Genomic DNA, 20,050 nt, shown 5'->3' on the forward strand with positions numbered 1-20,050 from the left:
CCCCCATGCCCAGCCGCAGTTTCCTGAGCAGTGCCTGGCTCGTGGCCTGGCACGACCTGCGCCTGAACCTGCGTCAGAAGGAGACCCTGCTGTGGACCTTCCTGATGCCGGCGCTGTTCTTCTGGTTCATCGGCACCGTCACCAGCGGCTTTGGCGGCGCCGACGCGGGGCCCTCGATCGCCCTGCGCAGCGGCGCGGACGCCGGCTTCATCGAGGGCGAACTGGCGGCGCGACTCACGGACGGCGGTGCGACGGTTGTCTACCCCGACGACGACCCCGAGGGCACGGCCTTCGAGGACTACCGCCGCCGCATCGAGCTCCCCGAGCACTTGACCGAGCGGGTCCTGTCCGGCGAGTCGGTCGCGCTGACCTTCCGTCGCCGCGAGGCCGGCCTGGGCGCCAGCCTCGACGCGTTCACCGTGCGGCGCGCGACCTACGGCGTACTCGCGGACCTGATCACCCTGGCCGCCACCGGCGCCGAGATCAACGCCGCGTCGATGCAGGCCCTGCGGACGCAGGAGCGCGCCCTGAAGGTCGAGGTGTCGACGGCGGGCAACCTCGAACGGGTCCCCTCCGGCTTCCAGCAGGCAGTGCCGGGGACGATGGTCATGTTCACCCTAGTGGTGCTGTTGACATCCGGCGCGTCGATCCTGATCGGCGAGCGCAAGTCCGGCGCCCTGTTGCGTCTGGCCGCCGCGCCGATCCCGCGCGGCTCGGTGGTGCTCGGCAAGTGGTTCGGCAACCTGATGCTGGGCGGGATCCAGGTCAGCTTCGCGGTGCTCTTGGGCACCTTCGCCTTCGGTGTGCAGTGGGGCCCCGAGCCCCTGGCCCTGGCCGCCGTGCTGGCGGCCTACGCGGGCATGATCGCGGCGATCGCGATCTTGCTCGGCAACCTCGCGCGCTCGGAGGGTCAGGCGGTGGGCCTGGCGGTGGTGGCCGGCAACGTGCTCGGCGCGCTCGGCGGCTGCTGGTGGCCGATCGAGGTCACGCCGAAGGCCATGCAGAGCCTGGCGATGTTCCTGCCCACCGGTTGGACGATGGACGCCCTGCACCGGCTGATGGCATTCGGGCAGCCGGCGGTGTCGGTGGTCCCGCACGTGGCGGGTATGACCCTGGCGACGCTCCTGTGCGGTTGGCTCGCGGCGAAGACCTTCAGGTTCGCGTGAGCGCCGAGTAGGCGTTCGTACGGTGCCAGGCACAAAACCGCCGCCTACTCGGAGGCACGGGGGTGGGGGGCGGCAACAACATGGTGCCGCACACCGCATAGCTGCCGCCCCCCCGACAGACCTACTCCCCGTCGTCCTCGATCACCTGCTCGACGGTGATCGCGAGGCTGAGCTGCCCCTCTTGCACGTTGGTCATCACCATCTCGCCGCGGCCGGTGCTGCGGATCGTGGTCGACTCGATGCCGACCGTTCCGCCGCACTCGAAGTGCACCGGGTGCCTGCCGTCCAGCAGGAAGAGCAGCTCACCCTCGAGGTTGGCCGTGACCGAGCCTTCGGTGCTCGACTCGCCACCGCCTCCACCGGGACCGCCGCGACCGCCGCGGGCCGGCGGGTCGCCGGAGCCCTCGGCCTCGAAGGTCAGGCGCGCGGCGGGGCCCCAGTCCGAGTCGACCGACGCCTCGGCAAAGGTGACCTCGACGTCCCAGTCCAATCCAAGCAGGGCGTCGATGCCACCGCTGCGTCCGCCGCGGAAGCCGCCGCGCCGGCCACCGCCGCGACCACCTTCTTCCGACTCTTCCGGCGGCGCGGGTGGAAACAGGGTCGCCTCGAGGTCGAGGCCCAGGGCCTGCAGGAACAGCTCGCCGTCCAACTCCCACGTGGCGTCCGGCTCGACCTCGCCGGCGGGCAGGAAGTTGTCGAGGGCCAGGCCGAAGGTGAAGGCGTCCAGGCCCTCCTCCTCCACGTCGCCGTCGATCACCTCGGCCACGGGCGTGCCGTCCTCCATGCGCCACTCGATCTCGGCGCCCTCGAAGGGCGACTCGGCGGTGGTCTCCATCTCGTTCTCGCCGAAGCGCATCAGGCCCTCACCGGCGACCTCGCCGAAGACGCGGCGCACGGCGGTGGGCTCGCCGGCGGCGTGCTCGAGGATCGTGTGGGTGAAGGACACGGCGCGCACGTCTTCCGAGCCACCGCCGCCCATGCCGCCGCGCTCCACGGGCTCGCCGTCGATCTCCATCGACGATTCGAGGGTCTCGAGGCTGAAGGAACGCTCGGAGGAGACCTTCCAGGTCACCTTGCGGGCGTAGTCGGTGGAGAGTTCGGTCGGGGCGTCGAACAGCAAGGCGGCCGAGGCCAGCCCGAGGGGCAGGGCGAGGCGGATCATCGTGGGTACCGGGGGTCGGGTTACGGGTCTGGGGCAGGGCCCCGGGGAGACAACCGTAGAGCACCGGAGACGTTCCGCTGGCGCCGGAAATTCCGCGGCCACGCGCACAGGGCCGGAGCACCCCGTGGATCACGCTCGCGCAGCTGCGCGGCCTTGGGCATCGACCCCGAACCTCGAGGGGGGGGGCTAGACTCGGGAGCATGAAACTCTCCATTGCATTCGTAGTCGCCGTCGCCGCTCCGGCAGCAGGCGCCCAAGTCGCTCTGCCGACCGATTTCATCACTCCCCCCTCTCAGCCGAACGGAGACTACTTCGGCGGCGACCTCGACCTCGACGGCGGCGTCCTCGCGGTCGGCGCCCGCAACGATTCGGCCCTGGTACCGAGCGCTGGTTCGGCGTCGGTCTTCGAGCGCAGCCCCGGCGGAGGCTGGGTCTTCGCCGCCCGACTCGATCCGCCTTCGCCCTCGAACCTCGGGTTCTTCGGCTCCGTCGTCGCCGTGTCGGGTGACCAGGTGCTGGTCGCCTCGCACCGGGACGACACCGTGGGCCTCGACGAGGGCGCGGTCTTCGTCTTCGAGAGGCAGACCGACGGAACTTGGCCCCTGGTCCAGACCCTGCTCCCGCCGGACTCCGCGCTCACGACCGAGTTCGGTCGGGCCATGGACGCGACCGGCGACCGACTGGTGATCGCGGCGCAGACCGCCAACTACCAGGTCTCTCCCAACCTGACCTACCTCTACGCCCGACAGGGTGACGGGACCTGGGCGCAGGAACACACGATCGTCGAAGGCCGCAACGACGTGCTGGGGGTCGAGTTCTCCGGCGACGGCGGCCTGCTGGCGGCTTCCTGGGCGGACATCGACTTCCTCTCCTCGACCGAGACGGTCTTCGTCTACAAGCGCGAGCCCGGTGGCAACTGGACGCACTTCTCCGACATGACGATCGCCGCCTTCTCGCCCACCAACGACGACTTCGGCCGCGGCCTCGCCTTCCTGCCGGAAGCGGGCGAGCAGCGGCTGTTCATCGGCGCGCCCGGCTACGGCAAGGGGACCGTGTTCGTCTACCGGATCGAGCCCAATGGCCAGATGACCCAGCTCGACACGTTCACGGGCCTCGGCAGCAACCGCTTCGGCTACGAGATCGTGGCCACCCCCGATCGCGTCTACGTCGGCGATCCCGCGCCGGAGCTGCAGCAAGTGGCGAAGGGCCAGGTCTACATCGTCGAGCGCACCGGACCGACGAACTGGGCGGAGGCGCTGCAGCTCGCCTACACCCCGGTGGATCCGGGCGACGGCGCAGGCTTCGGACGCAGCCTGGCCCTCGACGGCTCCGAGTTGCTGGTTGGCCGCGCAGGGGTCGGGCCCGTCCAGGCCACGGCGCCGGGCGCCGTCGCGCGCTTCGCCGACGTGCGCCTGCTGCACCGCGAGATCGAGATCTCGGTCTCGGACGGCGGCACCCAAGAGCTGTTCCTGGCCCACGGCGCGGACCTCGGCGGACGACCCTACCTGGTCCTCGGCACCCTCTCCGGGACCGCGCCGGGTCTGCCCCTGCCGGGCGCCATCCACCTGCCGCTCAACCCCGACGCCTACACCGACTTGACGCTCGCGGGCGCCGGGCCGCTCACGGGCGCGATCGGCATTCTCAAGCTCAATGGAAGGGCTGATGTCACCCTGACCCTGCCCCCGGCCAGCGACCCGGCCCTGGTGGGTCTCGTGGCGCACCACGCATCGGTGGTCCTCGGCCTGAACCAGACCCTCGCGGCGGTCGGCGGCCCGGCGCCGCTGACGCTGGTGCCCTGATCCGATGCAGGCTGGCGGCGCGGTAGCGCTAGGATCGGCGTGTGAAGAACGACACCCCCGATCCTTCCAACCGCGTCGCCAAGACCGACGACCAGTGGCGTGCCGAGTTGACGCCGCTGCAGTACCAAGTCGCACGCCAAGGGGGCACCGAGCGTCCCTTCACGGGCGAGTACACCGACACGACCACGGCGGGCACGTACCTGTGCGTCTGCTGCGGCACCAAGCTGTTCCGCTCGGACGGCAAGTTCCACTCGGGCTGCGGCTGGCCGAGCTTCTTCGAGCCCCTCGACGGCGCGAACCTGATCGAGCTCGAGGACACGAGCCACGGCATGCGGCGCACGGAGATCCGTTGCGGCGGCTGCGACGCGCACCTGGGGCACCTGTTCCCGGACGGGCCGAAGCCGACGGGGCTGCGTTACTGCATCAACTCCGTCTGCCTCGAGCTCGAGCCGGACGAGGACTGAGCCGTGGCCGCCGTGCTCTGCAGCCTGATCGCGGCGCTGGCCCTCGCCACCCAGGAGGGGCCGCCGCGGCCCAACCTGATCCTGGTCATGACCGACCAGCACCGGGGCGACGTCCTCGGCGTCGAAGGCACTTGGCCGGTGCGAACGCCCAACCTCGATCGCCTGGCGCGGGAAGGCCTGCGCTTCGAGCACGCCTACGCCTCGGTGCCCTCGTGCACGCCTTCGCGGGCCGCGCTGTTGACCGGGCGCGCGCCCTGGAACCACGGCCTGCTCGGCTATTCGCGCATCCCGACGCGCTACCCCACTGAGCTGCCGCGCCTGTTCTCGGGCGCCGGCTGGACGACCCACGCGATCGGCAAGAACCACTTCTTTCCCCAGCGAAGCACCCACGGCTGGCAGACGGTCGAGCTGGACGAATCGGGGCGGGTGGAGAGCGACGACTTCGTCTCCGACTACCGCCAGTGGTTCGCGCGCCGGGCACCGGACGCGGACCCCGACGCCACGGGGATCGGCTTCAACGACCACCGCGCGGGTGCCTACGTGCTGCCCGAGGCGCTGCATCCGACGAGCTGGACGGGCGATCGGGCGGTGGCGTTCGTCCAGGACTGGCACGGCGAGGCGCCGTTCCTCTTGAAGGTCAGCTTCGCGCGGCCCCACAGCCCCTACGACCCGCCGGCTCGGCTGCTCGAGCACTACACCGAGGTCGAGATGCCCGCCGCGGCCCGGGCTGATTGGTCCGACGACCAGTTCGGATCGATCGTCGACGAGGCGGACTTCACGGCGGCGCGCAACAACCTGCCGCAGGCGGCGGTGATTGCAGCCCGACGGGCCTACTGCGCCAACGTCGAGTTCATCGACGAGCAGATCGGCCGGCTCCTGGCAGCGCTCGAGGCGCGCGACGAACTCGACGACTGCGTGATCCTGTTCACCTCGGATCACGGCGACATGCTCGGCGACCACCACCTGTGGCGGAAGACCTACGCCTACGAGGGCTCGGCGCGGATCCCGATGTTGGTCTGGTGGGGCGAAGACGCCTTGGGCGAGGAAGCGCCCGAGCGCGGCCAAGTGCTGCCGCAGCCGGTGGAGCTGCGCGACGTGCTACCGACCCTCTTGGACGCCGCCGGACTACCCTGCCCCGAAGACGTGGACGGCGCGTCGATGCTCGATCTCGGCCGAGGCGGAACGTCGTGGCGTCCCTGGCTCGATCTGGAGCACGCCACCTGCTACTGGCCCGGCAACGTCTGGACCGCACTGACCGACGGCCGCTGGAAGTACGTATTCCACGCCTTCGACGGCACCGAGCAGCTCTTCGACCTGGACGCCGATCCGCGCGAAGAGCGCGACCTGGCGAGGGATCCCGACCACGCCACGCTCCTGGCCCTCTGGCGCGCGCACATGGGCGAGCACCTGGCTGAGCGCGGCGAGAACTGGGTCACGCAGGATGGTTCACCCGCGGTCCGCACCGGGACGATCCTGCACTCGCCGGGCTACCCTCGGTAGCGCCCTCGCTCGGGGCGCGTGAGGCGTTCGTCAAGGCATCCCGACCAGCGGCCGGGCGGGGCTGAAGCGGATCGAGAGCGACGGCACCGTGTCGATCGTCCAGCCCTGGAGCAGCAGTCGCGCGCCGAGCAAGGCGGGGTCCGGAGGCAGCTCGAAGACGTCGACCACGAGCCCGGCTCCGTCGCCGGCGTAGGTCCCGAGCGGGATCGAGGCGCCGAGCTGCACCACCAGCAGCATCTGCCAGAGATCCGGGATCAAGATGTCCAAGGGCAGGGTCGTGGCCGCGACGGCCAGCTGTGCGAGCTGCCCCTGGGCGGCGTCGAACGACAGGGTGAACGGTTCGCCTAGCGACTGGAAGATCGGCACCTCGACCCGCGGGCAATCGCCTTCGAGCAGCTCCAAGGTGGAGGTCCCGTCCTTCAGCTTGAACACCGGGCTCACCTCGCAGATCCGCAGGGTGCTGAACTGCTTGCTGCTGACGCGGATCATGCTGCCGCCGGTCACGTAGACCTTCGACTGCAGGACTTCGAGGGTCGGGTCGCCGCCCGTGATGTCGCAGTCCTCGAGGCTCACGGTCGCGCACCCGCTGACGGACAGCGCCGCGCGCCCGAGACCACTGATCGCCCCCACATCGAGGTCGGCGAAGCTGACGAACCCGTCGCAGTCCACGACCTCGACCAAGGGCTTGATCGAGGTGTTGCCCTTGACGTCGATCCCCAGCAGCAACAGGTCCGCGCCCGCGGGCACGCCCGCGATCCGTAGGGCGACGTCGTAGTCCTCCACGAGCACACCCGGCCCGTCGGCGACGATCGTCAAGCTGCGCACCGATGGATCGATGACCTGGAACCCGTCGTAGGTCCCGGGCTCGACGCGGATCACCGTCGACTGGGCGGTGGCGGCGTCGACCGCGGATTGGATGTCGGCGAACATGCCGCTCGGCCCGACGGTCAGCACGTTGCCGGGCAAGGCGGCCGAGTAGGGCTTGGCGTCGGCCAGGCCGAGCTGGTTCACGGTGCCGTCACCCAGAACCTCCGACAGCCGGTAGAAGACGGGCACATTCGCGCCCAGGCCGATGTCGTCGAACAGGTACTGCGCCGGGCCCTGGGCCGGGAGTTCGACCAGGGTCGTGAAGGGTCCGGCCGCGCCCGGCGCACTCTCGAGCAGGTAGTGATCCGTGGCCAACTCGAAGCCGACCTCGAAGGACAGGGCCACCCGCTCGGGACCGTTCTTCGCCTCGAACACCGCGACCTGAGTCTGCGCGGGCAGGGGCAGCCAATCGATCAGCCCGTTCGGATCGTCGTCGCCAGACTCGCCGGCGAAGGAGCCGCCCGATCCATGGAGTGTCACGGGCCCGCCGCCGAGCCGGCGCACGTTGTAGGTGCCGACTCCGAGGGGGTCGCTGAAGGTCAGGCCGTAGCCGGCCTTGGTCGGCGCATGGGTCAGGCTCAGCAGGGTCGATCCTGGACTCGGATGGGGCCCGGAGAACTCTCCGCTCCGCATGTCGTCCGGCGCCGGTGCGTAGCTCCCGCCGAGAGCGAGCCCCGCGGGTCCGACGTCGGCCACGAGGAAGTCCCGCGCGGCGAAGACGCCGTTGACGACGGCCGCATAGCCGCCGCCGGCGTGGCCCACGAGGGCCGCCGGAGTGCCCGGCGCACCGATCAACTCCAGGCGCCCGAGGTGGTCGACCAGGATCGAGCTGCCCGCGTCCAGGGCGAGCTCGGCACCCGCCTCCACCGCCAACTCCCCACTCACCGAGAAGGGCACACCGGCAGTGCTCAGCCGCGCGCCGCCGCCGACCTCGAGCCGGCCACCGAAGAGCACCTCGACGCCATCGGCGTTCAACAGGTAGTCGCCATCGACGCGCAGGACACCGGACTTGACGAGCAGGAGCGGCAGGCTCGGCTCGGGTCCGGGGGCGGTCACGGTCAGCTCACCGGTGTAGCTGTTCGCGAACTCGAGCGTGCCCGCGGTGGTCGAGAAGCCCGCGTTGGCACCGAACTCGCGCCCGACGCGCAGGTAGTGGGCCGGGTTCTGGGTGCCGAAGGTCGTGCCGTGGACGATCAGGTCGCGGCCGACGTCGAGGCCGCGCGGCGCGCTCCCGGCCGCCGACGACTGGTAGCTGCCCGAGTACAGGGTGGCGTCTTTGTCGACCCGCAACCGAGCGCCATCGAGCACCTCGATGGCTCCCCCGGTCTGCTCCAGAAATGTCGTCCGCGCCTCGGCGAAGGTCACCGCGCCCCCTACCACGCGCAGCCGCTCGAACTTGCCCTGGGTGGTCTGGACCGCCGGAACGTCGCCATCCAGCTCGATCCAGCCGTCGCCGTCGAGGGTGGCGTAGTACAGCTCGAGCCCGCGCAGGACCGTGATGTCGGTCAGCAAGTCGCGACTGCCGGCCAAGAACCGCAGGCGCTTGAAGGTCGGGGAGGATCCCTCGAGCAGGGTCTGCTCGCCCAAGAGCTCGACCCAGCCCTCGTCGAGCACGAAGCCGGCGGTGCTGCTCCAGTCGCCGCGGACCTTGAAGCGGTTCTCCGGGTGCGGGCTGGAGATGGTCGTCCCCGTCTGGATCAGGTCGCCCTGGACGTCGACCCTCCCGAATCCGAGGGAAGGGCCGAGCTCGAGGTGGCCGCCTTCCAGGCGCAGGTCGCCGTGAACCGTGATGTAGGTGTTCGGGTCTCCCGACGACCAGATCCCTCCCAAGAGGTCGAGGGACTCGGTGGTCACGTTGGTGACCGTCGTGCGCACCCCGCCCTCCATCCGGATCGACGGAACCCCGGGGTCGCTGGAAGTGTTGATGATCCCGTCGCCCGTGAGGCGGATCAGCCCGCCGCCCGGGAAGGTCCCGACGCCGAAGAACCCGCCGGGCGAGCAGTCGAGGTCGCCGACGACCTCGAGTTCGGCGCCACCGAGATCCAGGCTGGCGTTCGTGCCGAGGTTGCCGAGCACGCGGAGGTCACCTCCGGTGAGCGACCAGCTGCCCTCGAGAATGTGGAGGTCGCGGAAAGTCGCGGGCGCCATGGCGCCCGGGAGGACCGTGATCGCCGCTGAACCGCTGCTGGCCAGCTCCACTTCACCGAGGGCGAGGGCCGAACCCGTCGAGGCGGCCCAGTCGCCTTCGCAGCGCAGACGCAGGGCGGCGTTCACTTCGCTGGCCACAGCGCCTTCGGGCACCGACCAGATGACGCCGCCCTCGACGGTCAAGGTTCGCGTGGCGGCACCGATGGACTTCGAACCGACGGGTGCGGCAAGCGTCGCCAGACCCTCGACCGAGAAGTCCGCCCCGTCGGCCAGGAGCAACTCCACCGGGGACAGCCCCGCGTGCTGGGCGAGGTCCAGGGCCAGAGTGCGCCCCTTGGCGAGGAACCGCGTGCCTCCCGAGATCTCGAGCTTGGGGACCGCCAAGGGCGACAGGCTCGTGAACTCACCGTCCCCGAGCAGCTCGATCGAGGCCAGGCCAACCGGCGAGCCCTGGGCAGCGGGGAACTGTGCCGTCGCGGCCAGGTCCACGTCGCCGACGACGGACAGCGTGCTTCCGGGCGACGCCACGAGCTGCCCCGCGAGGACCAGGTCCGCTCCCACCGCGAGTGTCCGACCGTCGGCGATCGAAACCCGCCCACCGAAGGCGACGACCAGGCTGGACACAGCGGCGTCAGCCGTGGAGACCAGGGGCTTGCTCGGCGTTCCCGAAGCAACCGTGACATCGTCGCTCGGTCCGGGAACCGCGGCGGGCGACCAGTTGGCAGCGTTGTGCCAGTCACTGGATACGGCGCCGGTCCAGGTGGACTGCGCCGACGCGGCCGAGGCGAGGCAGGCGAAGAGCGCGGGAGCGAGCAGCAGGCGGATGAATCGCATGGGAAGTCGAGAAAGGGGGAAACGAGGAGACGGGCAAGGATGCACGAAGTCGACAGCGTGTGGGGCGCTGAAGGCGTTGGTACGGTGCCAGGCACGACGCCGCCGCCTACGAGAGGGGCCCCACCGGCGCGCGGCGCCGGTGGGGCCCCTCTCGTAGGCGGCGGCGTCGTGCCTGGCACCGTACCAACGCCTGCAGCGCTTCTCAGGGCATCGCGACCAGGGGCTGTACGCCGGAGAAGCGCACCTCGACCGTCGGCACGACCTGGATCGTCCAAGCCTGGAGCAAGAGCCGAGCACCGAGCAATCCGCCCTCCGGCGGAAGTGTCAAGGCTGTGCTCGCCTGCCCGGCGCCGTCGGTGAAGCCCTCACCCACCTCGAAGTAGGCGCCGGCATTCACGAGCAGGAGCATCTGCCAGAAGCCCGGGTCGTCCAGGTCCAGGGGCAGGGCGGTGGCCGACGCCGCGAGTTGATGGAAAGTGCCCGGTGCGGCCTCCAGGTCGGCGCTGAAGGGCTCACCAAGGGACTGGTAGCGCGGCAAGGTCAGCTGTGGGCTGACGCCTGGATAGGAGGTCACCGTCTCGCTGCCATCACCCGACAGGGCGCTCGGCGTCAAGCCGCACAGCCGCGCCCTCGATCCCCCGAAGAGCTGCAGCTCGTCGATCGAGCCGCGGCCGCTGTAGGTTGCGGACGCCGTCGACAGGAGGCCCGGAGACCCCGCCAAGTCGCAGTCTTGCAGCGACACCGCGAGGCTCAGGAAGCTCTCGAGGCCGGGCTGGCCCGTGCCGCCGTTCACGTCGCAGCGGTCGAGCACGACCGCGCCGAAGTTGCTCGCAAGGTCCACCGCCGAGTCCGTGGCCCCGCCGTCGATCACCAGGTCGGCGAGGATCACGTCCTTGCCGAAGCCCACGCCATGGATCGCGACCGGCGCGGCCGAGGCGTCGATCACGACCCCGGGAGCCTCGGGCAGGATCGACAGGCTCAACACCGTCGGCGAGACGATCGAGAAGGACGGATAGGTCCCGGGGGCCACGCTGATAACCGTGAAGGGGCTCGTCGCGGCGTCGATCGCGGCTTGGATCGTGGCGAACTCACCGGTCGGCCCGACGGTCCGCACGTTGGCCGGAGTCGCGGCCGAGTAGGGCAGGGCCGCGTCCTCGCCGAGCAGGCGCACGAAGCCGTCGGTGCGGCGCTCGAGCAGGCGGTAGAACACCTCGGTGTCGGCCGCCAGGGGTGCGTCCACCGCGGCGTAGGAGCCGACGCCCGTCGGCGCCAGCTCCACCACGGTCGCGAAGGGTCCGCTCGCCGCCGGGCCGGCCTCCAGGATGAAGGCCTGGACGTCCGCTTCGAAGCTGGTCTCGAAGTTCAGGAAGACCTTCTGCGGCCCGTTGGTGGCCTTGAAGAACACGATCTCCGTAGCCGCCGGCGGCAGCCAGTCGATGCGATCGCCGGGATCGTCCTCGAACGCTTCGCCGGAGAAGTCGCCGCCGAAGTTCTGGAAGGCCACGTCGCCTCCGGTCGTGCGGCGCACGTTGTAGGTCCCGGTCAGGGCCGAGTCCTCGAAGCGCACGAAGTACAGCGTCTTCGCCGCGGCGTGTCCCAGGGTGAGAAGGGTCGAACTGCCCGTGGCCGCCGGGGAGGCGAACTCGCCGCCGCGCAGATCGTCGGGCGCGGCCGCGTAGCTGCCGTTCATCACCAGTCCGTCCGGCCCCGGCTGGGAGACGACGAAGTCGCGCGCGGCCAGGGTGCCGTTGACCGTCACGGCGTAGCCGCCCCCGGCGACGCCACCGAGGGTCGCCGGATCGCCCGGTTCGCCGAGCAGCTCGAGCCGGCCCCCACCGTTGACCAGCACCGACGCGAGCGCGCCCAGGGACAGTCGCCCGCCCGCGCTCGCAGCAAGGGTGCCGTTGACCACGAAGGGCACACCCGCGGCCCGTAGGTCGCCGCCCGCCGCCGCCTCCAGGCGCGCCCCCGCATCGATCGTCACCGAGGCGGCGGTCACGTCCACGCTGTCGTCCACCAGCCGCGTGCCGTTCTTGATCTGCACGGTCGGCAGCATCGGGTCGAGGCCGGGCACGCTCCCACGCAGGTAGCTCGTGCCCGTGCCGTCCAGCTCGACGATCCCGGAGGTCATCTGGAAGGCCGAGTTCGAGCTCCAGTCGCCAGCCACCCGCAAGCGGGTGGCCACGCTCTGAAAGCCGAGGGTCGCCGCCGTGGTGCTGAAGTTGCCGCCCACGTCGAGCAGTCGGATGCTGCTGCCGACGCTCTGGGTCGAGAACACTCCACCGCTGAAGGTCACGTCCCCGTCGACGGTCAGGGCGACCCCATCGAGGACCTCCATCTGCCCACCGGTCATCTGCAGCTCGCCGAAGTGCGATGTGGTGAACGGCACGCTGCCACCGGTCACGCGCAGCTTGTTCACGAGGTTCGCCCCGGTCTGCACCGGGGTGATCGCGCCGGGCATCACGATGAACTCCTCGCCCTGCGTCGAACCGCCCTGGACCAACAGCGAGCCGAAGACCTCCACCTGGGACGTGAGCGTCTTGACCCCACTGACCAGGCGCAGGCGCTTGAAGATCGGGTTCGGCCCACCGAGCTCCGCGTCGCCTCCGTCGAGCTGGACCCAACCCTCGTCCATGGTGAAGAGGAAGTCGCTGGACCAGTCGCCGGCGACCTTGATGGTGGTGGCCGAGTTCTGCACGTCAACCGTGGTGCCCGTGTGGACCAGGCTGCCCTCGACGTCGATCCCCCGCGCGGAGCTCCCGACGCCCTGCGAATCGAGGATCCCTCCGGTCAAGAGCGCATCGCCGGCCACGAAGCAGGTGGAGCCGTCCATCGAGCGCCAGATGCCGCCGCTCAGCTCCAGCGCTTGGAGATAGCAGGGGAAGACCTGTCGCAGTCCATCCTCGACCCGAATCGGCGCGACGTAGTTGCCAGTCGTGCGGAGGTCGCCGTTGCCGGTCAGGCGCAGGGGGCCGACGCCGACGATGGTCGCGCCGCTCCAGTTGGAGTCCAGGGTTCCGACGACCTCGAGGTCGCGATCGGCCAGGTCCAGGGAACCGCGCACCTCGAGTTCCTGCTCGACCAGAACGTCGGTGGCCAGGGTCGCGGTGCCGTTCTCCACGCGCAGATTGCCGAAGACCGGACCCGTCCCGTCGACGACCTGATTCGCCGCGCCGTCGAGCTCGAACCAACCCAGGGGCAGGGTGAAGTCGCCGTTCCCGGTGAAGTCGCCCGCCACGCGAATCTCCGTGGCCGCGTTCTGCTCCGCCGCGGCGATGGTGCCCGACTCGACGAAGGTCCCGGCCACGTCGATGTAGCGCAGGCTGCTGCCGACGCCTTGGGAGGCGAACTGGCCCGCCAGGAAGGTCGCATCGCCGCTCACGGTCAGGGCGACCCCGTCCAAGAGGCGCAGTTGACCGCCCGCGATCTCGAGGTCCCCGACCCGCGAAGTGGTGATCGGAATCGTCCCCGCGGCCACCCGCAGGCGCGCGATCTCGTTGGCGCCGGTGCTGACTGCGCTGACGGCGTCGGTCATGTTCAGCCACGGGCTGCCCGCCGTGGAGCCCCCTTGGGAGATCAGCTCGCCGTTCACCTCGACCTCGCTGGTCAGGGTGTTGATCCCGGAGACCAGGCGCAGGCGCTTGAAGGTCGGGCCGGCCCCACCGATCTCGGAGTCGCCGCCATCCAGGTAGACCCAGCCCTGCTCCAGCACGAAGGACGGGTCGCTGGACCAGTTGCCCGCGACGCGGATCGTGGTGGCCGAGACGGTCGAGTCGATCATCGTGGACGACTGGGTGAAGTCGCCCAACACGGTCAAGCCGCGGGCGGAGCTCCCCACCGGCTCGGACACCACCAGGCCTCCATCGAGCAGCACGTCGCCGGCCACGGTGCAGGGCGAGCCGTCGCGCATGCGCCAGATGCCGCCGGACACGTGCAGCGCCTCGACGAAGCTCGGGAACACCTGGCGGGTGCCGCCGATCAGGTGCAGCGGGGGGATCGAGTTGCCGTTGGTTCGCAGCTCGCCGTCGCCGTCGAGCACGATGGGGCCCGTCCCGACGATCGTGGCGCCGCTCCAGTTCGAGTCGAGGTTGCCCTGGACCGTCAGGTCCTGCGCGCCGAGGTCCAGACTCGAGCGCACCTCGAGCTCCTGATCGATCCGAGTCGCGGCGAGCAGGGTGTGGGCCCCGCCGGCGAGTCGGAGGTTGCCGAAGGTCGGTGCCGCGCCGCCGATCGTCGAGGCCCCGCCGCCGTCCAGCTCCACCCAGCCGGTGGGCAGCACGAACGCGCCGACCCCGACCCAGTCGCCAGCGACTCGAATACGCGTGGCGGCGTTCTGCTCGGCGTCCGCCGCGGTACCTGCCTCGAGCATGTCGCCGCCGACGTCGAGGTAGCGCAGGCTGCTACCGATACCCTGGGAGGCGAATAGTCCGCCCAGGAAACGCAGGTCCCCGTCGATGGTCACACCGACGCCGTCGAGCAGCCGCAGGTTGCCGCCGACCACCTCGAGGGTCCCCAGGTGCGAAGTGGTGATGTTGACCACGCCACCGACGACCCTCACCCGATTGAGCAGGTTCGCGCCCGTGCTGATCGGAGTGATCGTCCCGGTCATCTCGATCCAGCCGCTGCCCGTGGTGCTGCCGCCGATCGAGGTCAACTCGCCGAAGACCTCCAGATCGTCCACGATCTCGCGCGCCCCCGAGACCAGGCGCATGCGCTTGATCTGCGGTGAGCTGCCGCTGAGTTGGCCGGGAGCCTCGAACTCGACCCAGCCGTTGTCCATGAAGTAGCCGTTCTGGCTGACCCAGTCGTCGAGAACCTCGATCCGGTCGGCGCCCGACGGGCTGACCAGGGTCCCGCCGAACTGCTGGAACAGGCCATCTACCCGCAGCACACGCGCGCTGCTGCCGACTGCGTCGAAACGCAGCACGCCATCGTTGTGCTGGAACGGACCGAGGACGTGCGTCGTCGTGCCATCGCGCAGCACCAACTCCGAAGCACCGCCGGACAAGGTCAACGACTCGGCGGTCAGGCCGAAGCAGTTGTGGACGCCACCGAGGATCTCGAGTTCGGGCAGCGGGTTCACCCCGCCGCGCAGCTCGCCGTTGCCGGTCAGGCGCACCGGAACGGTGGCCCCGAGGTTCTTGTTGACCAGGCTCGCGCCGGCCCAGTTGGTGTCGAGGGTGCCCTCGATCTCCAGGTACTCGGGCCAGTCCAGGTCGAAGGTCGCGCTGCGTACCTCGCATTCGCCCAGCACGCGCACGTTCTTGTTCTCGAGCAGACGGGTGCCGTCGATGATGCGGAGGTTCAGGAAGACCGCCAGGAACGTCGAGCCGAAGGCCGAGCGGATCACATGGGTCCCCGCGCCGCCCAGCTCGACCCATCCGGCCTCGAGGGCCGTCGATGTGCTCGCCTGCCAGTCGCCGTTGGCGCGCAGCACGAAGGCCGCGTTCTTCTCGGACCCCGGCGGGTAGTTGGGCACATCCCAGGTGGTGGTGCCGTTGATCACCAAGGTGCGCGTCGAGCTGCCGACGTTCTGGGAAGTGATCGGAGCGCTCAGGAGCGCATCGCCATCGACCGTGAACAGCCCGCCGTCGATGACCCGCAGCTCGACCGTGGGCAGGGACGCACCCTGGTCCAAGTGCAGGCCAGCCGAGCGACCGGAGTACAGGACTCGCAGGCCGCCGACGACGCTGAGCGGGGGCAGGAGCACCGAGGCGTTGGCCGAAACCGTGCCGGGTCCGATCAGGCTGACCTCGCTCAACCCGTTGAAGCTCGCGGTCGCAACGCTGACCGACAGGTTGCCGCCAACGACCAGGGCGCCGCTGCCGTAGGCATCGATCGCCCCGTTGCAGGTCAGGTGCGCGTTGACAGTGAGGGTGCGCGTGTCCTGGATGCCGACCACCGCGCCGGCGTTGATCTGCACGCTGCCCACGACCACGTCGCCGAAAACCGCCTGGGGAGCGTTGGCCGTACCCGTGGGGATGATCGCGGTGTCGCTCGGTCCGGGGACGCTGCCCCCGGTCCAGTTGGTGGCATTGTTCCAGTCGCCGTCCGCTCCCCCGATCCAAGTCAGGGTCGACTGGGCCTGGGCGGCGGGGGCCAGGGTGCCGAGGACGCAGAGGAACGTGAACGCCCCGAGGGCGCGCAGGCGGTCGATGGGCTGCATGGCGGTGCTTGGTTCGAGGTCGGGGTGCTGGTGCGATCCCCCTCTCGACAAAGTGCATGCGCGCCCGCGGGCGACAGGCTTTCCGCGCCTCCCGCGCTGCCGTCAGTGCCTAACTCGCGGAACCCTCGTCACTTGAGGTCATACGCCGCAGCACCAACTCGTGGGTCTTGCGGAGCCGGTCGAGGGCCCGCGCGCGGGCCTTGCCCACGCTCTCCGGACTCATTCCGAGCCGCTCGGCCATCTCGACCAAGGTCACGTCCGTGGCGCTCCACTCGACCAATTGACGGTCGCGCGGCAGCAACAGGGCCAGGGCCTTGGCCGCCAGGACGAGCTGCTCCCTGCGGGCGGCGATCGTCATCGGACCGGTCTGGCTCGCGCTCGGCTCGTCGCCGGGTGTGGCGCCGGCCGAGACTGTCGACCGCCCGCCTCCAAGACCCGAACGCACGACCCGGCCCGACCCGCGCTTGAGCGCCGCCCAGTGCCGATGGCGGTCGCGCAGGTAGTTGCGACCGACCTCGTACAACCAAGCGCGCGCGCTGCCCTCGCCGCGATCGGTGAAGCGCTCGGCGCGCACCAGGGCCTCGCCGGCGAAGCCCTGGTAGAGGTCGTCGGGGGTCTCGAAACGCAACAGGGTCGCGCTGGCCTGGCGCGCGAGCATCCCGCGCAGGGCATGGCCGTGCTCTACCAATGCGGCCGAGACCAGCTCGCGTGAGGAGTCGGTCACCGGTCCTCCTCCGGGCGCCACATCAACCGCAGACCCGTTTCGCCGGTACTGCGGTGCGGCTTGTGCCCGTAGCCGCCCAGCACGCCGTTGATCGCCGCCGGCGCCTGGCCCCAGGCTCCGCCCGCGGCGTGGCGATAGCCATTGGCCGCGTCGAACCAGTCGTCGATGAACTCGGCCGCATTGCCGCACAGGTCGTAGACGCCGGTCGGCGACTCGTCGACGGGGTAGCTCATGACCGGCTCCACTCCGGCGCGCGGACGCGAGAAGCAGGTGTTCGCGAAGCGTGGATCGAAGCGCGAGCCCCAGGAATACAGGCGCGACTCGAAGGCCACCGCGACCTCGGCTCGCCGTCCCTGGTCGCCCAGGAAGTAGGTGCCACCGTCCCCGTGCTCGGTGCGCCAGGCCGCATAGGCCGTCGCGTCGTCGTAGCTGATCCCGATCACCGGCATGTCGCCGGTCCAATCGGGCGGCAGCTCGACCGTGCCTGCGCCCTCGTCACGCTCCCAGAAGATCGTGCCCGTACCGCCGGAGCGCGGGATGCGGATCACATCGCCCTCGGCCAGGGCCGCGTCGATCTGGGCGCGCACGGGCACGTCTTCGAGGAAGGGCAGGTACTGCTCGGCCGTGGTCTCGTGCTCGGCTGGCCAGCTCTCGCGCAGCACGCTGCCGCGGTAGGCGGTGTGGACGAAGCCGGGCGGCGCGAACTCCAAGGGGCGGGGCTCGAGCTCGATCTCGATGCGCGGCTCGGTGTCGCCCTGTCCCACGGCCGCACGCAGGGGCCGGCAGCCCGGGGCGGTGACTACCACCACGTACAGCCCGCGCCGCAGTCCGGGCACCTCGACACCGAGCTCGAGCTCGCAGGCCCGGGAGGCGAACTGGGGGTTGGCCGTCGTGCGCCAGGGCAGGCCGGGAGGTACGTCGACCGACTCCCGCTGACCCTCGCGCCAGCGCAGGGCGCGCCCGCCGCGAAGGGTCAACCAGGTGTCGGGCTCGAGCAGCTCGACTTTGGACAGGTCAGCGACCTCCAGCTCGAGGGTCTGACCCCCGCGCCTGATGCCGACGGTCGCGGATCCCGATGCGGCGTCGACCGCCAGCTCCGCGTCGAGGCCGTCCCACACCGCCCGACGGTCGACGGAAACGATCCGATCGCCGACGCGAAGCTGCGTGTCCTCCGTCGATCCCGCGACGAAGGCGCCACCGTCGATCGGCTCGCCGTCGACCTCGAGCAACAGGTCGGTCGCCTCGAAGTTCCAGGGCTGATCGTCGAAGGCGCTCGACAGTCGCAGGGCCCGACAGCCCAGGGGCAGGTCGGGCTGGTCGAGGTCCAGGCCGGTGGGCCCCACCGGCACGCAGACCTGGCGCCGCTCACCGTCGGGGCGGATCTCGTCCAGTTCCTCCAGGCGGAACAGCCAGGCGCGCGCACCGGGCACCGGTGAGCTGACCACGAGCGTCGCCGTGGGGAAGGGCAGCTCGTCCAGCCGTCCGTCGGCCGTAGCCCGGCGCAGTTCCTGCTCGAACAGGCGCTGCCCCACGCTGTCGCCCGTCGCCACCGCGTCCTGCCACTTCTCGAGCAGCAGCGATTGCAGCACCTCGCCAGCTTCCTCCTCCAGGCCGGGGTCCAAGCGCTGGGCGCGAGCGAGGAGCTCGCCCACCAGGAACGCCACGCCCTCGCGGCGCCGACGCGCCTCCTCAACCTGGTCGACGATGGCAGCAAAGGAACTGCGCTCCTCGTCGGTCACGAAGCGGTACTCGCGCGCCTGGGCCAGGGCGCGCAGCTCGAAGTCGAGTGAGCGCATGGCCTCGCGATCGTCGGCGTACTCGATCACCGCGAGACGCGCCTCCTCGAGCGCCGCGCGGGCATCGGCCTCGCGCTCGACCCGGTTGAAGTGCTTCTGCAGCGCGACCATGGCCAGCAGAGCGAGGATCGCCACGGTCGCGATGCCCAGTCCGGCGGCCGCCGCGGGCTCGCGCCGGGCCCACTTGGCCGCGCGCTCCAGCGGCGCCGGCGGCCGCGCACGGATCGGCCGCAGGGCCAACACCGCCTCGAAGTCCGCCGCCATGTCGTAGGCCGAGCGATAGCGCCGCTCTGGATCCTTCGACATGGCGTGGTGCACGATCGTGGCCAGGTCCTTGGGGATCCCGGGTCGAATCGAACCCAGGGGCGTGGGTTCCTCGCGCAGGATCGCTTGCAACAGCGCCTCGATGCCCTGCGCCTCGAAGGCGGGTCGGCCTGAGAGGGCGTGGTAGAGCGTCGCACCGAGGGAATAGACGTCGGTCTCGGGCCCCAACTCGCGATTGCCGCGCACCTGCTCCGGCGAGGCGTAGCCCAGGGAACCCGCGAAGCCGCCGGACCGCTCCTGGGTGCCGACGTCCCGCGAGCGCGAGAGGCCGAAGTCGACCAGGACCGCGTAGCCCTCCTCGTGGATGCGGACGTTGGAGGGCTTGACGTCGCGGTGCAGCAGGTCGGCGTTGTGCACGCGCGCGAGCGCACCGGCGAGCTCGAGGCCCCACTGGGCCACCTGCACCGGCGGCAGCGGGCCGCGCTCGGCCATCAACTCGGCCAGGGACTGGCCGGGCACGAGTTCCATGGCCAGGTAGCGCGCGCCCGCGTCGGTGCCGAAGCCGAACAGTCGCACGACGCCGGGATGTTGGATGCGCGCGAGGGCCTTGGCCTCGCGTTCGAAGCGCTGCTCCGCGCCCAGGGTTCCGGCGAGCTCCTCGCGGATCACCTTGAGCGCGACCAGTCGGCCGAGCGAGGTCTGCTCGGCCAGGTAGACCACGCCCATGGCGCCGCTGCCCAGGGCCTCGAGCAGGCGGAACTCCCCCAAGCGGTCGAAGGGCAGGCCAGCGCTCGCCTCGCGACGCGGACGCGCGCCGACGAGTTGCTGGATCTGACGCAGGCGAGCGACGAGGTCGTCCACGCCCGGACCGTCGCCGACCCCGGCCCGCGCGAGGAAGTCCCGCGGCTCGCGCATCTCCCCCGCCAGCGCAGCCTCGAGGTAGAGGTCGTAGAGCTCCTCCGCCCGGGTGTCGGCGAGGCCGTCCTGGGGCGCGGGGTCGGGAACGGGGGGGTCGGCCGCCATGGCTCAAGACTACGAGAGCCGGGCGGGGGGAGCGATGGGACGTATGCTGCCGTGGGGCGTACGGCGCCGGTGGGACAAATGATCCCGGCACCGTACGCCCCACGGCACCGTACGCCCCACGGCAGCGCCGCCCAATG

9 protein-coding genes are annotated in these 20,050 nt (G+C 70.7%); 4 read left to right on the plus strand and 5 right to left on the minus strand.

What is annotated here, in order from left to right; translation table 11 throughout:
* Window positions 1-5 precede the first annotated feature (5 nt).
* Entirely contained in the window at window positions 6-1,166 is a 1,161-nt protein-coding gene (locus tag Pla133_RS22480) for an ABC transporter permease (RefSeq protein WP_419191857.1), read from the plus strand.
* Window positions 1,167-1,287: 121 nt separating this feature from the next.
* Here Pla133_RS22480 and Pla133_RS22485 read toward each other — a convergent pair whose 3' ends face one another.
* Window positions 1,288-2,328 carry a hypothetical protein gene (locus Pla133_RS22485; RefSeq protein ID WP_145069480.1) on the minus strand — a complete coding sequence of 347 codons (1,041 nt, stop codon included), beginning with the start codon at window positions 2,326-2,328 and terminating at the stop codon, window positions 1,288-1,290.
* A 200-nt stretch (window positions 2,329-2,528) separates the two neighbouring features.
* Between Pla133_RS22485 and Pla133_RS22490 the strand changes: the two genes are divergently transcribed.
* Genes Pla133_RS22490 through Pla133_RS22500 form a run of 3 tightly spaced genes read left to right on the plus strand, consistent with a single transcriptional unit; the run spans window position 2,529 to window position 6,091 of the window.
* Window positions 2,529-4,127 carry an FG-GAP repeat protein gene (locus Pla133_RS22490; RefSeq protein ID WP_145069482.1) on the plus strand — a complete coding sequence of 533 codons (1,599 nt, stop codon included), beginning with the start codon at window positions 2,529-2,531 and terminating at the stop codon, window positions 4,125-4,127.
* 41 nt (window positions 4,128-4,168) lie between these two features.
* The gene (gene msrB / locus Pla133_RS22495) at window positions 4,169-4,591 is read left to right on the plus strand and encodes a peptide-methionine (R)-S-oxide reductase MsrB (protein ID WP_145069484.1); all 423 of its coding nucleotides are present in this window, start codon (window positions 4,169-4,171) and stop codon (window positions 4,589-4,591) included.
* Between the two features lie 3 nt (window positions 4,592-4,594).
* Entirely contained in the window at window positions 4,595-6,091 is a 1,497-nt protein-coding gene (locus tag Pla133_RS22500) for an arylsulfatase (protein WP_145069487.1), read from the plus strand.
* Window positions 6,092-6,121: 30 nt separating this feature from the next.
* Here Pla133_RS22500 and Pla133_RS22505 read toward each other — a convergent pair whose 3' ends face one another.
* From Pla133_RS22505 to Pla133_RS22520, 4 genes are all read right to left on the minus strand, one after another.
* The gene (locus Pla133_RS22505; RefSeq protein WP_145069489.1) at window positions 6,122-9,940 is read right to left on the minus strand and encodes a hypothetical protein; all 3,819 of its coding nucleotides are present in this window, start codon (window positions 9,938-9,940) and stop codon (window positions 6,122-6,124) included.
* A gap of 202 nt (window positions 9,941-10,142) precedes the next feature.
* The gene (locus tag Pla133_RS22510) at window positions 10,143-16,106 is read right to left on the minus strand and encodes a hypothetical protein (RefSeq protein WP_145069491.1); all 5,964 of its coding nucleotides are present in this window, start codon (window positions 16,104-16,106) and stop codon (window positions 10,143-10,145) included.
* A gap of 109 nt (window positions 16,107-16,215) precedes the next feature.
* Entirely contained in the window at window positions 16,216-16,830 is a 615-nt protein-coding gene (locus Pla133_RS22515; protein WP_145069493.1) for a sigma-70 family RNA polymerase sigma factor, read from the minus strand.
* Window positions 16,827-19,913, minus strand: a complete 3,087-nt coding sequence (locus Pla133_RS22520) for a protein kinase domain-containing protein (RefSeq protein ID WP_145069495.1) — start codon at window positions 19,911-19,913, stop codon at window positions 16,827-16,829. The genes Pla133_RS22515 and Pla133_RS22520 overlap by 4 nt, the downstream gene beginning before the upstream one ends.
* Window positions 19,914-20,050 lie beyond the last annotated feature (137 nt).

The organism is Engelhardtia mirabilis (genome assembly GCF_007748095.1).
Classification (GTDB): Bacteria; Planctomycetota; UBA1135; order UBA1135.